18 protein-coding genes, 1 tRNA gene and 1 riboswitch are annotated in these 17,846 nt (G+C 64.6%); of the genes, 9 read left to right on the forward strand and 10 right to left on the reverse strand.

The features are described from left to right. Positions 1 to 2: 2 nt before the first annotated feature. The 5 genes from Q2T94_RS13070 to Q2T94_RS13090 form a co-directional block, all read right to left on the reverse strand. Positions 3 to 929, reverse strand: coding sequence for an AEC family transporter (locus Q2T94_RS13070; protein ID WP_264269975.1), 927 nt, complete (start codon positions 927 to 929; stop codon positions 3 to 5). A gap of 99 nt (positions 930 to 1,028) precedes the next feature. Further along, positions 1,029 to 1,099, reverse strand: a tRNA-Gly gene (locus Q2T94_RS13075). Positions 1,100 to 1,187: 88 nt separating this feature from the next. Beyond that, on the reverse strand, positions 1,188 to 2,375 hold the full coding sequence (locus tag Q2T94_RS13080; protein WP_264269974.1) for a cation:proton antiporter: 1,188 nt from the start codon (positions 2,373 to 2,375) through the stop codon (positions 1,188 to 1,190). Positions 2,376 to 2,392: 17 nt separating this feature from the next. After that, the gene (locus Q2T94_RS13085) at positions 2,393 to 2,875 is read right to left on the reverse strand and encodes a cation:proton antiporter regulatory subunit (protein WP_302264888.1); all 483 of its coding nucleotides are present in this window, start codon (positions 2,873 to 2,875) and stop codon (positions 2,393 to 2,395) included. Positions 2,876 to 2,949: 74 nt separating this feature from the next. Then, on the reverse strand, positions 2,950 to 3,441 hold the full coding sequence (locus Q2T94_RS13090) for an SseB family protein (RefSeq protein WP_264269972.1): 492 nt from the start codon (positions 3,439 to 3,441) through the stop codon (positions 2,950 to 2,952). A 110-nt stretch (positions 3,442 to 3,551) separates the two neighbouring features. Here Q2T94_RS13090 and Q2T94_RS13095 point away from each other — a divergent pair, with 110 nt between their 5' ends. Beyond that, positions 3,552 to 5,258: a fumarate hydratase gene (locus tag Q2T94_RS13095; protein ID WP_264269971.1), complete on the forward strand. Its 1,707-nt coding sequence runs from the start codon at positions 3,552 to 3,554 to the stop codon at positions 5,256 to 5,258. A gap of 156 nt (positions 5,259 to 5,414) precedes the next feature. Here Q2T94_RS13095 and Q2T94_RS13100 read toward each other — a convergent pair whose 3' ends face one another. After that, positions 5,415 to 6,248 carry a M15 family metallopeptidase gene (locus Q2T94_RS13100; protein ID WP_302264890.1) on the reverse strand — a complete coding sequence of 278 codons (834 nt, stop codon included), beginning with the start codon at positions 6,246 to 6,248 and terminating at the stop codon, positions 5,415 to 5,417. 179 nt (positions 6,249 to 6,427) lie between these two features. On the opposite strand from Q2T94_RS13100, the gene dcd reads away from it, so the two are divergent. Continuing rightward, complete coding sequence (dcd, locus tag Q2T94_RS13105; RefSeq protein ID WP_264269969.1) at positions 6,428 to 7,009, forward strand: dCTP deaminase; 582 nt, start codon at positions 6,428 to 6,430, stop codon at positions 7,007 to 7,009. Positions 7,010 to 7,099: 90 nt separating this feature from the next. Here the strand turns inward: dcd and Q2T94_RS13110 are convergent, their stop codons facing one another. From Q2T94_RS13110 to Q2T94_RS13120, 3 genes are read right to left on the reverse strand one after another with little or no spacing between them, the layout of a single operon-like run. Beyond that, positions 7,100 to 7,588 carry a GNAT family N-acetyltransferase gene (locus Q2T94_RS13110; protein ID WP_264269968.1) on the reverse strand — a complete coding sequence of 163 codons (489 nt, stop codon included), beginning with the start codon at positions 7,586 to 7,588 and terminating at the stop codon, positions 7,100 to 7,102. 29 nt (positions 7,589 to 7,617) lie between these two features. Next, complete coding sequence (locus tag Q2T94_RS13115; protein ID WP_302264892.1) at positions 7,618 to 8,646, reverse strand: malate dehydrogenase; 1,029 nt, start codon at positions 8,644 to 8,646, stop codon at positions 7,618 to 7,620. A 26-nt stretch (positions 8,647 to 8,672) separates the two neighbouring features. Beyond that, the gene (locus Q2T94_RS13120) at positions 8,673 to 10,016 is read right to left on the reverse strand and encodes an MFS transporter (RefSeq protein ID WP_302264893.1); all 1,344 of its coding nucleotides are present in this window, start codon (positions 10,014 to 10,016) and stop codon (positions 8,673 to 8,675) included. Positions 10,017 to 10,264: 248 nt separating this feature from the next. Between Q2T94_RS13120 and Q2T94_RS13125 the strand changes: the two genes are divergently transcribed. The 6 genes from Q2T94_RS13125 to mnhG are packed head-to-tail and all read left to right on the forward strand — an operon-like array spanning position 10,265 to position 16,616. Then, positions 10,265 to 13,252, forward strand: a complete 2,988-nt coding sequence (locus Q2T94_RS13125) for a Na+/H+ antiporter subunit A (protein ID WP_302264895.1) — start codon at positions 10,265 to 10,267, stop codon at positions 13,250 to 13,252. Continuing rightward, positions 13,249 to 13,713 (forward strand): Na(+)/H(+) antiporter subunit C, encoded by a 465-nt coding sequence (locus Q2T94_RS13130; protein WP_264269964.1) that lies wholly within the window; start codon positions 13,249 to 13,251, stop codon positions 13,711 to 13,713. The genes Q2T94_RS13125 and Q2T94_RS13130 overlap by 4 nt, the downstream gene beginning before the upstream one ends. Continuing rightward, positions 13,710 to 15,338, forward strand: coding sequence for a Na+/H+ antiporter subunit D (locus Q2T94_RS13135; RefSeq protein WP_302264896.1), 1,629 nt, complete (start codon positions 13,710 to 13,712; stop codon positions 15,336 to 15,338). The genes Q2T94_RS13130 and Q2T94_RS13135 overlap by 4 nt, the downstream gene beginning before the upstream one ends. Further along, positions 15,335 to 15,949 (forward strand): Na+/H+ antiporter subunit E, encoded by a 615-nt coding sequence (locus Q2T94_RS13140; RefSeq protein ID WP_302264898.1) that lies wholly within the window; start codon positions 15,335 to 15,337, stop codon positions 15,947 to 15,949. The genes Q2T94_RS13135 and Q2T94_RS13140 overlap by 4 nt, the downstream gene beginning before the upstream one ends. Further along, positions 15,946 to 16,209, forward strand: coding sequence for an MrpF/PhaF family protein (locus Q2T94_RS13145; protein ID WP_264269961.1), 264 nt, complete (start codon positions 15,946 to 15,948; stop codon positions 16,207 to 16,209). The genes Q2T94_RS13140 and Q2T94_RS13145 overlap by 4 nt, the downstream gene beginning before the upstream one ends. Next, on the forward strand, positions 16,209 to 16,616 hold the full coding sequence (gene mnhG / locus Q2T94_RS13150; RefSeq protein ID WP_302264900.1) for a monovalent cation/H(+) antiporter subunit G: 408 nt from the start codon (positions 16,209 to 16,211) through the stop codon (positions 16,614 to 16,616). Before Q2T94_RS13145 ends, mnhG begins: the two co-directional genes overlap by 1 nt. 98 nt (positions 16,617 to 16,714) lie before the next feature. Here the strand turns inward: mnhG and Q2T94_RS13155 are convergent, their stop codons facing one another. Continuing rightward, positions 16,715 to 16,975: a DUF4235 domain-containing protein gene (locus tag Q2T94_RS13155; protein WP_264269959.1), complete on the reverse strand. Its 261-nt coding sequence runs from the start codon at positions 16,973 to 16,975 to the stop codon at positions 16,715 to 16,717. 71 nt (positions 16,976 to 17,046) lie between these two features. Continuing rightward, positions 17,047 to 17,168, forward strand: a riboswitch (TPP riboswitch). Positions 17,169 to 17,222: 54 nt separating this feature from the next. On the opposite strand from Q2T94_RS13155, the gene Q2T94_RS13160 reads away from it, so the two are divergent. After that, positions 17,223 to 17,846 (forward strand): ECF transporter S component, encoded by a 624-nt coding sequence (locus Q2T94_RS13160; protein WP_302264902.1) that lies wholly within the window; start codon positions 17,223 to 17,225, stop codon positions 17,844 to 17,846.

Below are 17,846 nucleotides of genomic sequence, written 5' to 3' on the forward strand. Positions count from 1 at the left end.
AGTCAGGTCAACAGCAGGGGAACCAGCATCATCGCCGGCACTGCGACGATGGTGGTGAGCAGGACGGTGTCCTTGGCCAGCACGACGCCGCGCTCGTAGCGAGAGGCAGTCACGAAGATATTTTGGGCCGTGGGCAAGGCGGCCATGATCACCGCAACAAACACCGCGTGGCTGTCCAGCCTAAAGAGCCACACGGCAAGCACCCAGGCGACAACGGGCTGGAAGAACAATTTCATGCCGGTGGCCAACAGCGTATCGGCTCGACGCCCGCCGGAAGCCTCGAGCGGCTTGGAGCCTACCAAGGAAATGCCGAAGGCTATGAGCATGGCCGGGATGGAAGCACCGGCAATCAGCTCTATCGGGTCGGCGAGCGGCTGGGGAAGTTCCACGTCGAAGAGCGCGCACACCAATCCGGCCAGGGAACCGACAATCATCGGGTTCCTCAGTGTCTGGACCAACATGGAAAACACGGTGGTCCGGTGCCTGGACGTGCTGGCGTCCAGGATGGCCAGGCATACCGGGGAGAACAGGGCCAGCTGCCACAGGATAACGGGTGCCGCATGGGCCATGTCGCCCAGGACGTAGAGGGCAATCGGAAGGCCGAGATTTGCCGAGTTCACTGTTGAGGCGCTCATCGCGCCGATGGTCGACTCGGTCAGGTCGCGCCGCAGCCACCACCGGGTAACCAGCACGAAGACGATGGCGGTGGCCAGGGAGGAAATCGCAGCAACGCCCAGGAAGGGGCCGAGCACCGAAGCGGGGTCCGAATCGGCGAGCGTGGTGAACAACAAAGCTGGGCTGGCCACGAAGAAGGTGAGCCGGTTCAGCACATAGCGCGCGTTTTCGCCCAGGACACCCGTGCGTCCGACGAAGTAACCCACGGCAATGACGGTCCAGACCACGGCAAAACCAGAGAGCACGCCGTTCATAAGCCTTCGGATTCCCTCTTTCCGCTGTTCCTTCACCGCACCGGGGGTGCGCTTAACGCATTGGGACCCGGCCGCCGGCCGGGTCCCAATGTCATAGCGAGCGGGCGACGGGAATCGAACCCGCGTGTCCAGCTTGGGAAGCTGGCGCTCTACCATTGAGCTACGCCCGCGAAGCTCCGGGAAGCCTAATGGCGTCCCGGGCTAAAACAGCATATCCCAAGGTGGGGTGCCAAAACCTAATCGGGAACGTCGGGCGCGTCAAAATGCGGCGTCGGGTGCCTGCGAAGGTTTGGGCAAGAACGGCCTGGCCAGGGGCTCGGCGAGGCGGGCGGCGACCGGTCCGAAGACCGCCAACAACAACACGTATGCGGTTGCCAAGGCGGCTAGTTCCCCGGTAACCGCACCGGAGGCAACTGCCAGTCCGGCGATGACAATGGAAAACTCACCCCGGGCAATTAAGGCGACGCCGGCGCGAACCCGGCCGGGGATCCCGATCCCGGCCCGCTTCGCCGCCCATACTCCGGTGGCCACCTTCGTCAGCGAGGTGACAATGGCCAACAAGATGGCCATGGGCAAGACCGCGGGAATGCTCGATGGATCGGTGTTCAGGCCGAAGACCACGAAGAACATGGCAGCGAAAAGGTCGCGCAGCGGCTCCAGGACCTTGGTGGCCGAATGTGCGGTTGATCCGGAAATGGCAATACCGAGCATGAAAGCGCCGACCGCAGCGGAGACCTGCAACGCTGAGGCCAGACCCGCAACCAGCAGCGCGGCACCAATGAGCTTAAGCAGGAAATTTTCCCGGTCCGAGGAATGGATCAACCGTGAAATCTGCGGCCCGAAGCGCAGCGCCGCCAGCAATACCAATGTGATGGTGCCCATGGCAATACCCACTGCACGCAGCCCGCCCAGGAATCCGAGTCCTGCCAAGGTGGCGGTGAGCACCGGCAGGTAGACTGCCATGGCCAGGTCCTCGAGCACCAGGACGGACAACACCACCGGAGTCTCGCGGTTGCCCAACCTGCCCAAGTCGGAGAGCACCTTGGCGATGATTCCGGAGGACGACACGTAGGTGACCCCGCCAAGGACCAAGGCTCCGGTAACGCCCCAGCCCATGATCAAGGCCAAGGCCGCACCCGGAGTGAAATTCAGGACCAGGTCGACGACCCCGGCGACCCAGGAACCTTTCAGCCCGGTGACAAGTTCGCGGGCGGTGTATTCCAGGCCCAGCATGAGCAGTAGCAGGATCACGCCGATTTCGCTGGCAACCTCCCCGAACTCCGAGATGCCGGCAAGGTTGACCACGCCCCCGCTTCCGAAGAGCAGGCCGCCGAGTAGGTACAGGGGAACCGGTGACATGCCGATTTTCGCTGCCAGGCGCCCCAACAGGCCAAGCCCCAAGAAGACGGCGCCAAGCTCAACGAGTATTAGAGCGGTGCCGTGCATGTCCCGCGCACCTCCCCTTAGCCGTTGTTGATCAGGTGCGCTGCTTTTTCCAAACCTGCGGCGGTTCCGACAATGACCAGAACGTCACCCACATTGAGTTCAAAATCAGGAGCGGGGGAGGGGAATACCTTCCCGCTGCGGGAAATGGCGACAACAGAGGTGCCCGTACGGGTCCGCAGGCGGGTGTCGCCCAGGGTCTGGTCCACGTAGGGGCTTTCATGGCTCAACACGAATTGCTGGGTGTTGACGCCGGGCAAGTCGCGGTGCTGGTCCGATAACTGGGTCACCAGCTGCGGGGCACCGAGCATGGCGCCGATGGCCCCGGCCTCCTCAACGCTCAACGGAATCGACGCGGCACAGGCATCGGGGTCGTCGCGCTGGGAAATGATCAACTGCATCGATCCATCACGCAGGATCACCACGCCGACCCGGCGCCCGGACGCGAGGATTATTTCGCGACGGACGCCGAGACCGGGCAACGACGTATCTTCAAAATCCATGCTCCCACTCTAGACCTCCCGGAACGCGAAAGGAGGCCGGGTTTCGGGGGTGATGCGCGGGGTGTTCGCGACCCCTACTTCGAGGGGTCCTTCGGCGTTCCGTCGAGGTTGAATTCCTCGCGAATGGTCTTCACCCCGGCGGCGTCGATCTCCAGGCACAGCTCGTGACCGGGGTTGATGACCAAGCCGGTGTCCTGCAGCGAACTGACGACGGTCCCGCCGAGGACCTGGACGCCGTAAGGGGCGACATCGATGTAGGCGCCGGGAATGCGGGCCAGGTGGGTGAACAAGGCAATCACCGGCTCGCCCGCGGCGTTCTGCAGGACCATGGGCTGGGCGTTGCGGGCTTCGCCGCTGACTTCCTCGCGGCTGAGGAAATACACCTCGGAATTCATGAGGGTCGCGATGACCTGGCCGTTGAGGGCGGGGTCGTTCTGCGCGGCCCGGATCATCATTTCAAAATGGGTCGCCGGTTCGTTGCCGGTGACGGTCGGTTCAATGCCCAGCGCCGCCTGGATGTCGTCGGTGCCATTGGTGGACTTGGCTTGCGGGTTCTCTTCGCTCATGCCCCCAAGCATGTCTACATTGCGCCCGTCGGCGCAACCCGATGTCTGGTTGTTCGCCCAACCGTCCTAAACTGGTGGGAAACGTTTTGAATCTTTTGCGAGGAAGCCTCATGCCCGAATTCCAGTACGAAGACCTCCTGCCCATCGGGGCGGACGAGACCACCTACCGCCAGATTTCCACCGATGGTGTCCGCACCATCGAGGGGCCGGGCGGCCGAACGTACCTCGAGGTCGACCCCGAGGCCCTGCAGAAGCTGGCCACCACCGCGCTGCACGACATCTCCCACTACCTGCGCCCGGCGCACCTGCAGCAGCTGCGCAACATCCTCGATGACGAGGACGCCAGCCCTAACGACAAGTTCGTCGCCCTTGACCTGCTCAAGAACGCCAACATCGCCGCCGGCGGTGTCCTGCCCATGTGCCAGGACACCGGAACCGCGATCGTCATGGGCAAGCGGGGTTCGCAGGTGCTGACCCAGGGCCCGGACGAGAAGGACCTGTCCAAGGGCATCTACGACGCCTACACCACGCTGAACCTGCGCTACTCGCAGCTGGCCCCGCTGACCACGTGGGAAGAGAAGTCCACGGGCAACAACCTGCCCGCGCAGATCGAACTGTATGCGGACACCGAGCCGGGCCACGAGAACCAGTACAAGTTCCTGTTCATGGCCAAGGGCGGCGGATCGGCCAACAAGTCCTTCCTCTACCAGGAAACCAAGGCCATCCTGAACCCGAACGCGATGTTGAAGTTCCTCGATGAGAAGCTCCGCTCGCTGGGCACCGCCGCCTGCCCGCCCTACCACCTCTCCATCGTCATCGGCGGCACCAGCGCCGAATTCGCACTAAAGACCGCCAAATACGGTTCGGCCAAGTACCTGGACAACCTGCCGACCACCGGTGCGATGACCGGCCGTGGCTTCCGCGACACCGAGCTGGAGGAGCAGGTCCTTGAACTGACCCGCAACTTCGGCATCGGCGCCCAGTTCGGCGGCAAGTACTTCTGCCACGACGTGCGCGTGGTGCGCCTGCCGCGCCACGGCGCCTCGCTGCCGGTGGCCATCGCCGTCTCCTGCTCGGCCGACCGCCAGATGCTTGCGAAGATCACCCCCGAGGGCGTCTTCGTGGAACAGCTGGAAACCGACCCGGCGCGCTTCATGCCCGAGTCCGACCACCCGGCGATCGCAGCGCACGACGATGAAACCAGCGGCGTCTCCGGCACCGGCGGTTCCTCCGTGGTGAAGATCGATTTGAACAAGCCAATGGATGAGATCCTGGCCGAGCTGACCAAGCACCCGGTCAAGACCCGTCTCTCGCTCTCCGGCCCGCTGGTGGTGGCCCGCGACATCGCGCACGCCAAGATCAAGGACCTGCTGGATGCCGGCGAGGAAATGCCTCAGTACCTCAAGGACCACCCGGTGTACTACGCGGGCCCGGCCAAGACCCCCGAAGGCATGGCCTCGGGTTCCTTCGGCCCGACCACCGCCGGACGCATGGATTCCTACGTAGAGCAGTTCCAGGCAGCCGGCGGCTCCATGGTGATGCTTGCCAAGGGCAACCGCTCCAAGCAGGTCACCGATGCGTGCAACACCCACGGCGGTTTCTACCTGGGATCCATCGGCGGCCCGGCCGCCCGCCTGGCCCTGGACTGCATCAAGAAGGTCGAGGTGCTCGAATACGAGGAGCTCGGCATGGAAGCCATCTGGAAGATCGAGGTCGAGGACTTCCCGGCGTTCATCGTCGTCGATGACAAGGGCAACGACTTCTTCTCCGAAACCTCGAAGCCGACCTTCACGGGCCTTCCGATCCGCACCAAGTAGGCCGCGGCAGGAAAATCCCAAAAGGCATCGGTGGTTCGGGTTCAAACCCGGACTACCGATGCCTTTTTGGTTCGCGGTGTGTGGGGGCGCCAGCCCAACGGCGGCTCGCCAAAATCTTCTGGCGCTGCGCGGCAACTGATGTGCCGCGCCTATTCGTTAGCGGGCGAAGTCGTAGCCGATCGACCAGTCGCGGTAGGGCGGAAGGAATCGGAGGATCAGCAGTGCCTCACGCTGCTTCTTGATCTCGGCCGCGGTGGGCGTCTTGACCTTCGAAGCCTTCAGCAGGGCCGCATGGAATTGTTCATAGGTGACGGCCTTGGACTTTTCCATGGCCTTTGCCTGGTCCACGCCGATAAAACGAAGATGCCATGGCTCGTACTTGTAGCCGGTCACCTTTTCACCGTCGGCCGGGTATCGAATGATGAATCCAAAGTCAGCGGCGTTGGCGGCTAGCCATTTTCCGCCACTCGTGTCTCCGAAGCAGGCCTTGAGATCGCACCGGCCGCTGCTCATGCCGATGTCAGCCGCGAGCCCGATCTGGTGCTCGCTGGTGCCGGCAGGTGCCGAGATCCGCGTGGCATAGTCTGTCCCGTAGCGGGCCTTGTATCCATTGAACAGCGCAAGTTGACGGTCGTAGGAGCGGTAGGCGCTGAGCACGTTCAGCGACTGCGAATCCTTGCGTGCGGCCTTGAGCAGGCTTTCGAGTGCGGTGGCCGCATCCTGGCGCAGTTCCAGTCCGGTCCCGGAAATCGTGCGCAGGTCCTTGGGCTTGTAGTTCGCCGGATCCAGGGGGTGGTCCCGGCTGACCAGCGCCAGGTACGAGTCTTGGTCCTTCGTCAGTTCATCGGTGGTCGGTGCCTTCCGCGGCTTTTCGGCACGGACCGTCGCAGCTGCGGGTCCCGCGGGTGCAGCCAGCGCGGCGAGCGGGGCCGCCAGCACCAGGCTGACGCCTAACAAGATGGCGGGGATGCCGCCACGAAACAAAGACACGATGTCCCTTCGGGGAAAAAGCTGGATGGAGCCCTTTCAGGATAACTGCAGACCCCGTGGTTCTGCCCATGTCTGCCGGGCACTGATTTGCGATTCGCGGCCGCGGCCACCCTGCCGCCGGCAATCCGCCCGCGTCTTCGATGCCGGAACCGCGGGACAAATGGGATATTTTGGGTACTGTGCTGATTTCTGATGGTGATATTCGACGCGAGCTGGCGTCCGAACGTATAAAGCTGGACCCCTTCGACCCGGCGATGATCCAGCCGGCAAGCGTGGACGTGAGGATCGACCGGTTCTTCCGTCTCTTCGACAACCACAAGTACGCCCACATCGACCCGGCCACGGACCAGCCCGAGCTGACCCGACTGGTGGAAGTCGAGCCGGACGAGCCGTTCATCCTGCACCCGGGCGAATTCGTCCTGGGATCCACCTATGAAACGGTCACCCTGCCCACCGACATTGCCGCCCGGCTTGAAGGCAAAAGCTCACTGGGACGACTTGGATTGCTGACCCACTCCACCGCCGGTTTCATTGACCCCGGATTCTCCGGACACGTGACCTTGGAACTGTCGAACATGGCGACCCTGCCCATCAAGCTGTGGCCGGGCTCGAAGATCGGGCAGTTGTGCTTCTTCAAGCTCTCCTCCCCGGCCGAGCACCCGTATGGTTCCGGGGCCTACGGGAACCGCTACCAGGGCCAGCGCGGCCCCACGGCGTCGCGCAGCCACTTGAACTTCCACAGGACCACCCTGGAAAACTAGGTAGCCGGGCGACCGGCCAATACGCCTGCGGGCCCCGATTCCCCGGGGCCCGCACGCGTATGCGGGCCAGGGCACCGGGTGGGAATGTTACTAGAAAACCAGCTTCATGCCCTCGTGGCTAGCGATGAAGCCCAGGCCCTCATAGAAGCGGTGGGCATCCGCGCGGCTCTTGTCGGTGGTCAACTGCACCAGCGCGCAGCCACGGTTGCGCGCGTACTCGATGGCCCACGTCAAAAAGCTCCTGCCCAAGCCGCGGCCGCGGAAGTCCGCGTGGGTGCGAACAGCCTCGATCTGGGCGCGCCAAGCCCCGCGGCGCGAAAGCCCCGGGATAAATGACAGCTGTAACATGGCGAGAACCTGCCCGGCGCTCTCGCACACCAGTAGTCGGTGCGCCGGATCGCTGTCGATTGCCGCCAAGGCTGCTAGATAAGGCGCTGAATCGGCGTCTGGGGACGAATCACGGGTCGCTCCCAGGGGATCGTCGGCCAACAGGGCCAAAAGTGCCGGAAGGTCCTCCCTGACGGCATCGCGCACCGCTACCTCCAGCCCGTCGATCTGCAAGACCGCTCTTTGCTCCACTGGCCATTTCCTTTCTCGGGCAACCCCCGTTAGACCAGTCCCAGGGACCTGACCATGTCGCGTTCCTCTTCGAGCTCCTTGACCGACCTGTCGATGCGGGCGCGCACGTCCGCGGCCATCGAAAGTCCCTGCTGGATCTCCCAGGCGCCGTCGCGGGCATGCACCGGGAAGGAACTGACCAGCCCCTTCGGGACGCCATAGGAGCCGTCGGAGCGGATGGCCGCCGATGTCCAGGAACCGGCGGTTCCCTGCACCCAGTCGCGGACGTGGTCGATGGCCGCCGCCGCTGCGGAGGCCGCCGAGGAGGAGCCCCTCACGTCGATGATCTCCGCCCCGCGCTTGGCCACCCGGGGAATGAAGGTTTCATCGAGCCATGGGGCCACCTTGCCGGCACCGCCAAGGGCTTCGGCCAGGGCATCGGGCAACGGGCGTTGGGTGCCGTCCTCCCCGAGGAGGACGCCGTGGGAGACATCGGGAACCTGGGATGCCGAATGGTTGCCCCAAATGACGACATTCCTGATCGAACCCACCCCAACCTCCAGGGTGCCGGCCAACTGGGCCAGCGCACGGTTGTGGTCCAGGCGGGTCATCGCGGTGAAGCGTTCGGCTGGGACATCGGGCGCATGGGCGGCGGCAATCAACGCGTTGGTGTTCGCTGGATTGCCCACCACCAGGACCTTCACATCGTCTGCGGCGCCGGTGTTGATTGCCGCCCCCTGGGGGCCGAAGATGGCGCCATTGGCCGAGAGCAGGTCCCCGCGTTCCATGCCCGGGCCGCGGGGCCGGGCGCCGACCAGCAACGCAACATTGGTGCCGGCGAAGGCGCGGGCGGCATTGTCGGTGACCTCGACCGAGTCCAGGGTGGTGAAGGCGCAATCCTGCAACTCCAGGGCAGTGCCCTCCGCAGATTTCAGGCCGGCCGGGATTTCCAGCAACCGCAGCCTGACCGGAACCTCCTGCCCGAACATGGCACCCGAGGCGATGCGAAAGAGCAACGCATACCCGATCTGCCCTCCGGCGCCGGTCACTGTCACTGTCACTGGTGTATGGGTGCTCATGGCTCCCATACAACCATCAACGCCGCTCAGGGGCCACGGTCCAGGGGCACCGGCCCGTGGCCCGGTGCCCGCACCGGGATCAGCAGAAGCAACCCCAACAGGAGCACGGCCAGGATGCCCAGGATGCCATAGCGCTGGGCCTCGGCAACGTGGGGGGCCGCCAGGGCAATCGACGCGGCAAACAATGCCGGGGCCAGGAAGCTGACCGCGCGGCCGGTGGTGGCATAGAGGCCAAAGAGTTCGCCCTCTTGTCCCGCGGGGGCCAGCCGGGCCAGGAACGCGCGGCTGGAGGACTGGGCAGGCCCGACGAACAGGCAGAGCAGCAGACCGAAGACCCAGAACCCGGAGGCACCGGGGGAGAGGAAGACACCCAGACCCGCCACGAGCAACCCGATGAGCGAGGCGATGATCACGCGCTTGGGTCCGATCTTGTCATCGAGCACCCCGCCCACCATGGCGCCGAAGGCAGCGACGACGTTGCCGACGATGGCGAAGATGATCACCTGCTGCAACGGGAACCCGAAGGTTCCGGCGGCGATGATGCCGCCGAAGGTGAACACCGCCGCCAACCCGTCACGGAAGACGGCGCTGGCGAGCAGGAAAAAGACGGTGTGGCGGTCCTTGCGGGCCAAGGCAACGACCCTTCGCCACAGCTCTGCGTAGGACTGCAGGATGGTGAAGCGCGGCCCGCCGGGTTCCCCCGGGATCTCCGGCACCGCGAAGAGCACCGGTAGCCCGAAGCCCAGGAACCACACCGCGGAGAACACCGCGACCAGTCGCAGGTTCAGGGCATCGGTCTCGGAGGCACCGGCCCATGGGAAGATCGGGGTCACCAGCGTGAACAAGACAATGGCCAGCGCCAGGATTCCGCCGAGGTAGCCCATGCCCCAGCCAAAGCCCGAGACCTTGCCGATGGTCGCGGGGGTGGAAATCTGCGGAAGCATTGCGTTGTAGTTCACCGTCGCGAACTCGGCAAAGACCGAAGCCAGCGCAATGAGCGTCACTCCGAGGACCAGGAAGCGCGGTTCGGGGAAAATGAAGAAGCAGGCCGCGGTGAGCACCGCGACGATTATCGTGTTCACTCCGAGCCAGAAACGGCGGCGTCCGCCGGCATCCGAGCGCAATCCCGTCACCGGGGCCAGCAGCGCGATCGCCACGCCGGCGATGGCCAGTCCGTTGCCCAGGACCACCGAGTTGGCATCCGTGTCTCCGAAAAGGTCACTGGTCAGGTAGACGGTGAACACGAAAGTGATCATCACCGCGTTGATGGCCGCGGAACCCCAATCCCACGAAGCCCACGCCACGACGGGTTTGGTGATAATACGTTGCCGATCGGTCGAGGCCGACGGTGCCGCGGGAAACTCGCTCATGGGTGCATCGTAGCCGCATCGAACCAACAACGGGGATGCCTCGGATAAATGCATCGTGGCGTGCCGCGAAATGAATCATTGTGCGACGGATCTTTAACAATCTGAAATGACGCATTATTCCGCAAGATTTCATCAGCTGAATCACGAGTCAAATCGCCGGGCAAGGGCATGCCGGCTGTTAGGATGAAGGAGACTTTTTTGACCGTTTTGCTGCCAGTGCACTGGCCCGCCGACCATAGGAGATACGTGTGCTCCTTGTCCTGATTGCGCTTTTTGCCGTTGCGGGAATTGCACCTTTGATTTTTCGATATCTGGGCCGGTCAACGTTTTATGTCCTGGCCGCGGCTCCGGCGCTGGCCTTCGTCTGGCTGCTGGCGAATTTCCCGGCATTCACCCAGTCCGAACAGGCCGTCGCCAGCGGCGGCCCCAATGCGCCGCCGTCCGAGCTCTATAGCTGGATCGGTCCGCTGAACGCCCATCTTGATTTCCGGATGGATGCCCTTGCCGCGGTGATGTGCCTTCTGGTGCTGGGAGTCGGTGCCCTGGTGCTGTTCTATTGCGCACGCTATTTCAAGAACGAGGATCCGCACACAGCCGCCTTTGGTGCCCAATTGCTCGCCTTCGCTGCCTCAATGTTCGGCCTGGTGACCGCCGACGACTTGCTTCTGCTGTTCGTCTTCTGGGAATTGACCACGATCCTGTCGTTCCTGTTGATCGGCTTCAACCGCACCCGCATGAGCGCCCGACGTTCGGCCCTCACCGCGCTGATGGTCACGACCTTTGGCGGCCTGACCATGCTGGCCGGGCTGATCATGCTCGGCAATGCCGCCGGAACCTATCGCATCTCCGAGATCCTGGCAATGGCACCGGACCTCACCGCCCTGGGCACCTACATCGACGTGGCCATTGCCCTGGTGTTGATCGGGGCCGTCTCGAAGTCCGCGTTGGTTCCCTTCCACTTCTGGCTGCCCGGTGCGATGGCCGCACCGACGCCGGTCTCCGCGTACCTCCACGCCGCAGCCATGGTCAAGGCCGGCATTTACCTGGTTGCGAGGTTGGCGCCCGGCTTTAGTGAAACCGCCTTTTGGCAACCGATGCTGCTGTGGCTCGGCCTTGCCACCATGCTCATCGGCGGCTGGCGCGCGCTGAAGCAACACGACCTCAAACTGCTGCTGGCCTACGGCACCGTCTCACAGCTGGGCTTCCTGATCCTGATCATGGGCGTAGGCACCCCCAACGCGGCGCTGGCGGGCTTGGCCATGATGCTGGCCCACGGATTCTTCAAGGCCACGCTCTTCCTGATCGTGGGCATCATCGACCACAAATCCGGTACGCGCGATGTCCACCAGCTTTCCGGGCTCTACAAGTCCTCGCCGTTGCTCTTTACTGTCGCGGCTATTGCCTCGGCCTCCATGGCCGGGTTCCCGCCGCTCTACGGCTTCGTGGCCAAGGAAGCCGTCTACGAGTCCCTCCTGGAATACGCCCAGGGCCATGGCACAGCCGGCATGGTGCTGTTCATCGGCGTGGTGGCCGGGTCAATGATGACCTTCGCCTATGCGGCCCGTTTCCTCTGGGGCGGCTTTGCAGCGAAGCCAGGCATGGCACCGACCGACTTCCCCAAGGTGCCGCTGTTGTTCCTGACGCCGTTGCTCGTCCTGACCGCCGCCACCGTCGCATTCGCCTGGATCCCGCAGGTCCTTGAGGGCGCCATTGCCCCGTACATCGGGTTGTTCGAGCCCGCCCAGACCCCCATCCACCTGGCACTCTGGCACGGTTTCACCCCGGTGCTGGGACTCACGGCCCTGACCATGGTGGTCGGTGCATTGCTCTTCCTGGCGCGTGAAAAGGTCTTTGCCTTCCAGGCCAAGGTCCCCGCGGTGTTCGATGCCGAACGCGATTACAAATACACCGTCGGCGGCGTGGACAACCTGGCCATCTGGCTCACCGGCCGCACCCAGCGTGGTTCACTGTCCTTCTACCTCGTAGTGATCCTGTTGGTGGCGCTGCTGCTGCCAAGTTCGGTCGCCATCATGCTCAGCACCCCGGACCCGGGGAACTTCATCGCCTTTGACCATCCCGCCCAGATGGTTATCGGCCTGATCATGATTGTCGGCGCCATCGGGGCAGTTCAGGCCAACCGGCGCTTCCTGGCCGTGCTGATGGTTTCGGTCAGCGGCTACGGCATGGCGGCGATCTTCGCGCTACAGGGAGCGCCAGACCTGGCCATCACCCAGCTGCTGGTGGAAACCATCGTGCTGGTGGCCTTCGTGCTGGCACTGCGTGCCCTGCCGGTGGAACTGTGGGCCAAGAACCCCACCGGCCATCGGCTGGGCCGCGCGCTGATCGGCATCGGCTTCGGTGCGTCGATGATCTACATCGCCGCCACCTCAATGGCCTCGCGCGTGGCCGACCCCATTTCGCTGGCCTACCCGGAGCTGGCCTACGTCGGCGGGGCGGGCAAGAACATCGTGAACGTGACCCTGGTGGATATGCGTGCCTGGGACACCTTCGGCGAGATCACCGTGCTCGCGGCCGCCGCCACCGGCGTCGCCTCGCTGATCTTCGTGCGCGGTCGCGGAGACAAACGGCTGCGCGTCTCCGCGGTGCCCCACGGTTCGGTGGACCACGGCTCGGAGGCCATCGGCGGACGTGACCAGAGCCGTGCGGGACTTGCCGTGGCGCGGAACTTCGCAATCTCCAAGAAGGACTCCTGGCTGGTGGCAGGCCACACGCTGGCCCCCGAGCGACGCTCCATCACCTTCGAGGTGGTCACCCGGCTGGTCTTCCACACCATCCTGCTGGCCTCGGTGTACCTGCTGCTGGCCGGGCACAATACCCCGGGCGGCGGCTTTGCCGGCGGCCTGCTGGCCGGCCTGGCCCTGGCCATCCGCTACCTGGCCGGCGGCCGGGTGGAACTGGCCGAGGCCACGCCGGTGAGCCCGGGAACGCTGATGGGCACCGGGCTGGGGCTCGCGGCACTCACCGCGGCGGCACCGCTGCTCTTCGGCGCCCAGATGTTCACCTCCGCCGCCATCGAATTCACCTGGCCGCTCTTCGGGGAGCAGAAGTTCGTGACCTCGACGATCTTCGACATCGGCGTCTACCTGGTGGTGGTCGGGCTGGTCATCGACGTGCTCCGTTCCCTGGGCTCGGAAATCGACGACCGTTCCGAGGGCCGCAGCCCCACCGACACACATGACATGGTTTCCGACGCGGAGACGGGAGTGGGACGTTGAGCACCAATATCACCTTGCTCATAGTGATGGGCGTACTTTTTGCCGTCGGGATCTACCTCCTGCTCGAACGCTCGCTGACCCGGGTGCTGCTGGGCATCGTGGTGCTGGGCAACGGGGTGAACCTGTTGATCCTCTCCGCCGGCGGACGCCGCGGCGAGGCCCCGCTGTACCAGTCGGCGCTGGGCCCGGAACAATACAGCGACCCGCTGCCGCAGGCGCTGATCCTCACGGCCATCGTGATCACCTTTGCGGTGACCGCGTTCATGTTGGGCATCATCTACCGCTCCTGGGTGATTTCCCGGGCCGACGTGGTTGCCGACGACGTCGAGGACCTTCGCGTCTCCCAGCAGTCGACCTTCGACTTCGAGGAAGACTCGCCGGTGCCGGAAGACACCACCGAATTCGAGGGGGACGACTTCGTGCCAACTGACACCACCACCGACAAGGGGCCCGGCGCATGATCGACGCACCACTGAGCGCCGTTTCCTTTGCCCCGCTTGCCGTGGCCCTGCCGATCTTCGGCGCGGCCCTGGCCTTCATCCTGCGCCGCAAGCGCCGCACCCAGCGCGCGGTGACCATTGGCGTCCTGGTGTTCACCCTCATCCTTGAGACCTGGATGCTGGCCACGGTCTGGAACGGCGGGACCTACTCGGTCACGCTCGGCGGCTGGGCGCCGCCCTTCGGAATCTCCATGGTCGTCGACGGGTTCTCCGCCTTCATGCTGGTGGTCTCCACCATCGTCTCCCTCGCGGTGCTGCTCTACGCCACCAGCCAGGGCATGGCCGACGGGGACGAGGACGGGCCGGTGTCGATCTTCCACCCTGCCTACCTGATCCTGGTGGCCGGCGTGTCCAACGCCTTCCTCGCAGGGGACCTGTTCAACCTTTATGTGGGCTTCGAGATCCTGCTGACCGCCTCCTACGTGTTGCTGACCCTGGGCGGCACCACTGCGCGCATCCGCGCGGGAACCACCTATGTGGTGGTGTCGGTGACCTCCTCGGTGCTGTTCCTGATCACCATCGGCATGATCTACGCGGCCGTCGGCACCGTGAACATGGCCGATTTGGCACAAAAGCTGCCGGAGATTTCCCCTGGCACCCAGACGGTGCTGCACGTGATGCTGCTGGTGGCCTTCGGGATCAAGGCCGCGGTCTTCCCGCTGTCCTTCTGGCTCCCTGACTCCTACCCGACGGCGCCCGCGCCCGTCACCGCGGTGTTCGCCGGGTTGCTGACCAAGGTGGGCGTCTACGCCATCATCCGCACCGAGACCCTGCTCTTCCCCGGGGACCGGCTCTCCGACGCGCTGATGGTCGTCGCCGGCCTGACCATGCTGGTGGGAATCCTCGGTGCCGTGGCGCAGACCGACATCAAGCGAATGCTTTCCTTCACGCTGACCAGCCACATCGGCTTCCTGATCTTCGGCGTGGCCGTGGGCAACCAGCTGGGACTCGGCGCCACCGTGTACTACGTGGCCCACCACATTGTGGTGCAGACCTCGCTGTTCCTGGTGGCGGGGCTCATTGAGCGCCGCGCCGGAACCTCGAACATCGACCGGCTCGGATCCCTCGCGAAACTCTCCCCGCTGCTTGCCCTGCTCTTCTTTGTCCCCGCCATGAACCTCGGCGGCATCCCGCCGTTCTCCGGCTTCCTGGGCAAGCTGGGGCTGGTCCAGGGAGGTGCCGAGCTGGGCACCCCGATGGCCTGGGCGTTGGTGGGAGTCTCCCTGCTGACCTCGCTGCTGACACTGCTGGCCGTCGCCCGCATCTGGAACAGGGCCTTCTGGCGCAATGCCGAGGACGCCACGGACCCGGACCCGCTGCTGCTGGTGGGCGTCTCCGCGGCGCGCGGCGCCACCTACGACATCGTCGCGGACGAGCCGGCAAGCCGCTATTCCGACCGCGGCAACGCAGCCCTGCTGCCCAACGGCATGGTCGCCATGACCGCCGCCCTGGTGCTGGTGGGCGTGGCCTTGACGGTGTTTGCCGGACCGCTCTTCGACTTTACCGACAGGGTGGCCATGGAAATGCTGGACAAGGGCAACTACATCGAGGCCGTCCTCGGCACCGGAGAAGGGCAGGCACGATGAGTCCGGAACAACGACTGGTCGACGCCAAGGACGAGAGCGGCCATCGCCAACGCTCCACGCTGCGCCAGGAAATCCCGCTGCTGATCGGCATGACCCTGGTGTGGGGCGCGCTTTGGCAGGACTTCGCCGTCGGCAACCTGGTCTTCGGGCTGCTGATCTCGCTGCTGCTGGTGCGGGTCTTCCGCCTGCCGCCGATCATCCTCTCGGGACGCTTCAACATCTGGCGTGCAGTGGTCTTCATCCTCGCCTTCCTGCGCGACATCACCCGTGCCAGCTTCGAGGTCATGTTCCTGGCGATATTCCGCGGGCCGCGTACCACCAGCGCCGTCATCACCGTCACGCTGCGCACCGAGTCCGACCTGCTGGCCACGTTCGTGGGCCACGTGCTGACGCTGGTGCCCGGCTCCTATGTCGTCGAGGTGGACCGAAGGTCCTCCACGCTGTACCTGCACGTGCTCAACGTCAACGACCAGGCCGGCGTGGAGAAGGCCAGGGCGGCCGTCCTGCTGATCGAGGAACGGCTGATCCGCATGATGGGCACCAAGGAAGAACTGGCCGCGCTGAACGCCGAAACAACGGCCCCGAACAACCAAGACGGAGCAACCTCATGATCATCGTCCTGTGGATCTGCGGCATCACGCTCTCGATTGCCGCCTGCCTGGCCATCGTCAGGCTGGCAATGGGTCCGTCCATCCTGGAACGCGTCATCGCCACCGATGTCCTGCTGCTGATCATCTCCGCGGCACTCTGCGTGGAAATGACAGTCAACCGGCACACCAACAACCTGGTCTTCGTGCTGCTGGCGTGCCTGGTCGGATTCGTCGGTTCGGTCACCGTTTCCCGCTTCGTTACGGATCGGAGAAACGCCTGATGCTTGACACCATCATCGACATCATTGCCGGGACGTTCATGATCGTCGGCTGCCTGATGTCCCTGGCCGCCGGAATCGGCATGCTGCGCTTCCCCGACCTGCTCTCGCGCCTGCACGCGGCAACCAAGCCGCAGGTGCTGGGTTTGTTCCTGCTGCTGGCTGCGCTCGGGCTGGAATTGCGTTCCTGGGCGGTGCTGCCGGTGCTGGTCCTGGCCTGGTTGCTGCAGTTGCTCACCGCGCCGGTCTCCGCGCACATGGTGGGACGCGCCGGATACCGGACGCGGCACCTCAAGCGCGAGACACTCGTGGCCGACGAACTGGCCGCCGTCGTCGAAGCCGCGGCCCAGCGCGAGGAACAAGAACACGGCAAGGGCCAGCCCCGGGACCGCACCGACTTCATCGACTAACTCCCGCGGCGCCAAACCCTGCCCGCGAGGCGCGGAGGATCGCCGGAAACGCTTAGGGGCCCACGGGATATCCGTGGGCCCCTGAAGCGTTTGTGGTGTCAGGCCTTCTTGGCGAACCGGGCCAGGGCCCGTTGGGTGCCGCGGTCGGTGAACACCTGGATCAGGGCCGCAGTCGTGGCCGACAGGACGGCGAAGCCAATGATCTGGCGCAGGCTGGCCTCGGCCTGCGCTTCCGCGTTGCCATGCTTCGGCGGCTTCCGGCCGGTGAAACCGGTCCAGGCCTTGTCGACGATTTTTCCACCCAGGAAACCGGCGGCGATCGAGATAGCTGGGCCGATGAGTTTCATCAAGCTGTTCAAGGGGACTCCCAAATGTTGCGGGCAACGGTACCTGCCCCAGCATAGCCTGAGGTAACATCAAAGGACTGAAACAATCACGACAGGGGAGCGTCGTGCGAAGAAATTCGCACCAAGACGCTGAGAGTGCGGATAGCCGCAGACCCTCGAACCTGCCCCGGCTAGTACCGGCGAAGGAAGTCGAGTTCTCAGGGGTGCGTTCAAAGTAGCGTTTTCCCTCCCCTCCTTGTATCCAAGGAGGATCACCACCATGAGCACCACCAACCAGCCCGCCGGGCACAAGCCGGCAACCTCGTCCTGGCGTGTCGTTGACATCGTCATCGCGGCCGTCATCGCCGTGTCCTCGGGCGTCATCTTCTGGGCCTGGAACAGCACCCACCACCTGCTTGACTTCCTGTTCCTGGCCTTCCCGCCCTCCGCCTCCCTGGTCTCGGGCATGTGGCTCTTCCCTGCGGTGCTCGGCGCGCTGATCATCCGCAAGCCCGGTGCCGCACTCTTCTGCGAAATCGTCGCCGCCATGGTCTCGGCACTCATGGGCTCCGAATTCGGGCTGACCGTCCTGGCCTCCGGCCTGATCCAGGGCCTTGGCGCTGAACTGGTGTTCGCCGCGTTCCGCTACCGCAAGTTCAACCTTCCCGTGGCACTGCTGGCCGGAGGCGCGGCAGGACTCTTCGGCAGCGTCAACGACACCTTCATCTTCCGCTGGTTCCCCGAATACACCACCGGCATGCTCTTCTCCTACATCGCGTTCATGACCATCTCGGGCATCGTCATTGCCGGGCTGCTGTCCTTCCTGGCCACCCGCGCCCTGGCCAAGACCGGTGCCCTGGGCGCCCTGGCCAGCCGCAAGGCGGCCGCCGAAGCCATCCTCTAG

The sequence above is a fragment of the Paeniglutamicibacter sulfureus genome (assembly GCF_030512175.1).
In the GTDB taxonomy this organism is placed as follows: Bacteria; Actinomycetota; Actinomycetes; order Actinomycetales; family Micrococcaceae; genus Paeniglutamicibacter; species Paeniglutamicibacter sulfureus.

What these genes read in the sequence shown, in the direction of transcription:
- mnhG (WP_302264900.1), top strand. Translation starts at nt 16,209, where the DNA reads ATGCTTGACACCATCATCGACATCATTGCCGGGACGTTCATGATCGTC.
- Q2T94_RS13145 (WP_264269961.1), top strand. Translation starts at nt 15,946, where the DNA reads ATGATCATCGTCCTGTGGATCTGCGGCATCACGCTCTCGATTGCCGCC.
- Q2T94_RS13085 (WP_302264888.1), bottom strand. Translation starts at nt 2,875, where the DNA reads ATGGATTTTGAAGATACGTCGTTGCCCGGTCTCGGCGTCCGTCGCGAA.
- Q2T94_RS13135 (WP_302264896.1), top strand. Translation starts at nt 13,710, where the DNA reads ATGATCGACGCACCACTGAGCGCCGTTTCCTTTGCCCCGCTTGCCGTG.
- Q2T94_RS13160 (WP_302264902.1), top strand. Translation starts at nt 17,223, where the DNA reads ATGAGCACCACCAACCAGCCCGCCGGGCACAAGCCGGCAACCTCGTCC.
- Q2T94_RS13095 (WP_264269971.1), top strand. Translation starts at nt 3,552, where the DNA reads ATGCCCGAATTCCAGTACGAAGACCTCCTGCCCATCGGGGCGGACGAG.
- Q2T94_RS13115 (WP_302264892.1), bottom strand. Translation starts at nt 8,646, where the DNA reads ATGAGCACCCATACACCAGTGACAGTGACAGTGACCGGCGCCGGAGGG.
- Q2T94_RS13090 (WP_264269972.1), bottom strand. Translation starts at nt 3,441, where the DNA reads ATGAGCGAAGAGAACCCGCAAGCCAAGTCCACCAATGGCACCGACGAC.
- Q2T94_RS13140 (WP_302264898.1), top strand. Translation starts at nt 15,335, where the DNA reads ATGAGTCCGGAACAACGACTGGTCGACGCCAAGGACGAGAGCGGCCAT.
- Q2T94_RS13080 (WP_264269974.1), bottom strand. Translation starts at nt 2,375, where the DNA reads ATGCACGGCACCGCTCTAATACTCGTTGAGCTTGGCGCCGTCTTCTTG.
- Q2T94_RS13120 (WP_302264893.1), bottom strand. Translation starts at nt 10,016, where the DNA reads ATGAGCGAGTTTCCCGCGGCACCGTCGGCCTCGACCGATCGGCAACGT.
- Q2T94_RS13070 (WP_264269975.1), bottom strand. Translation starts at nt 929, where the DNA reads ATGAACGGCGTGCTCTCTGGTTTTGCCGTGGTCTGGACCGTCATTGCC.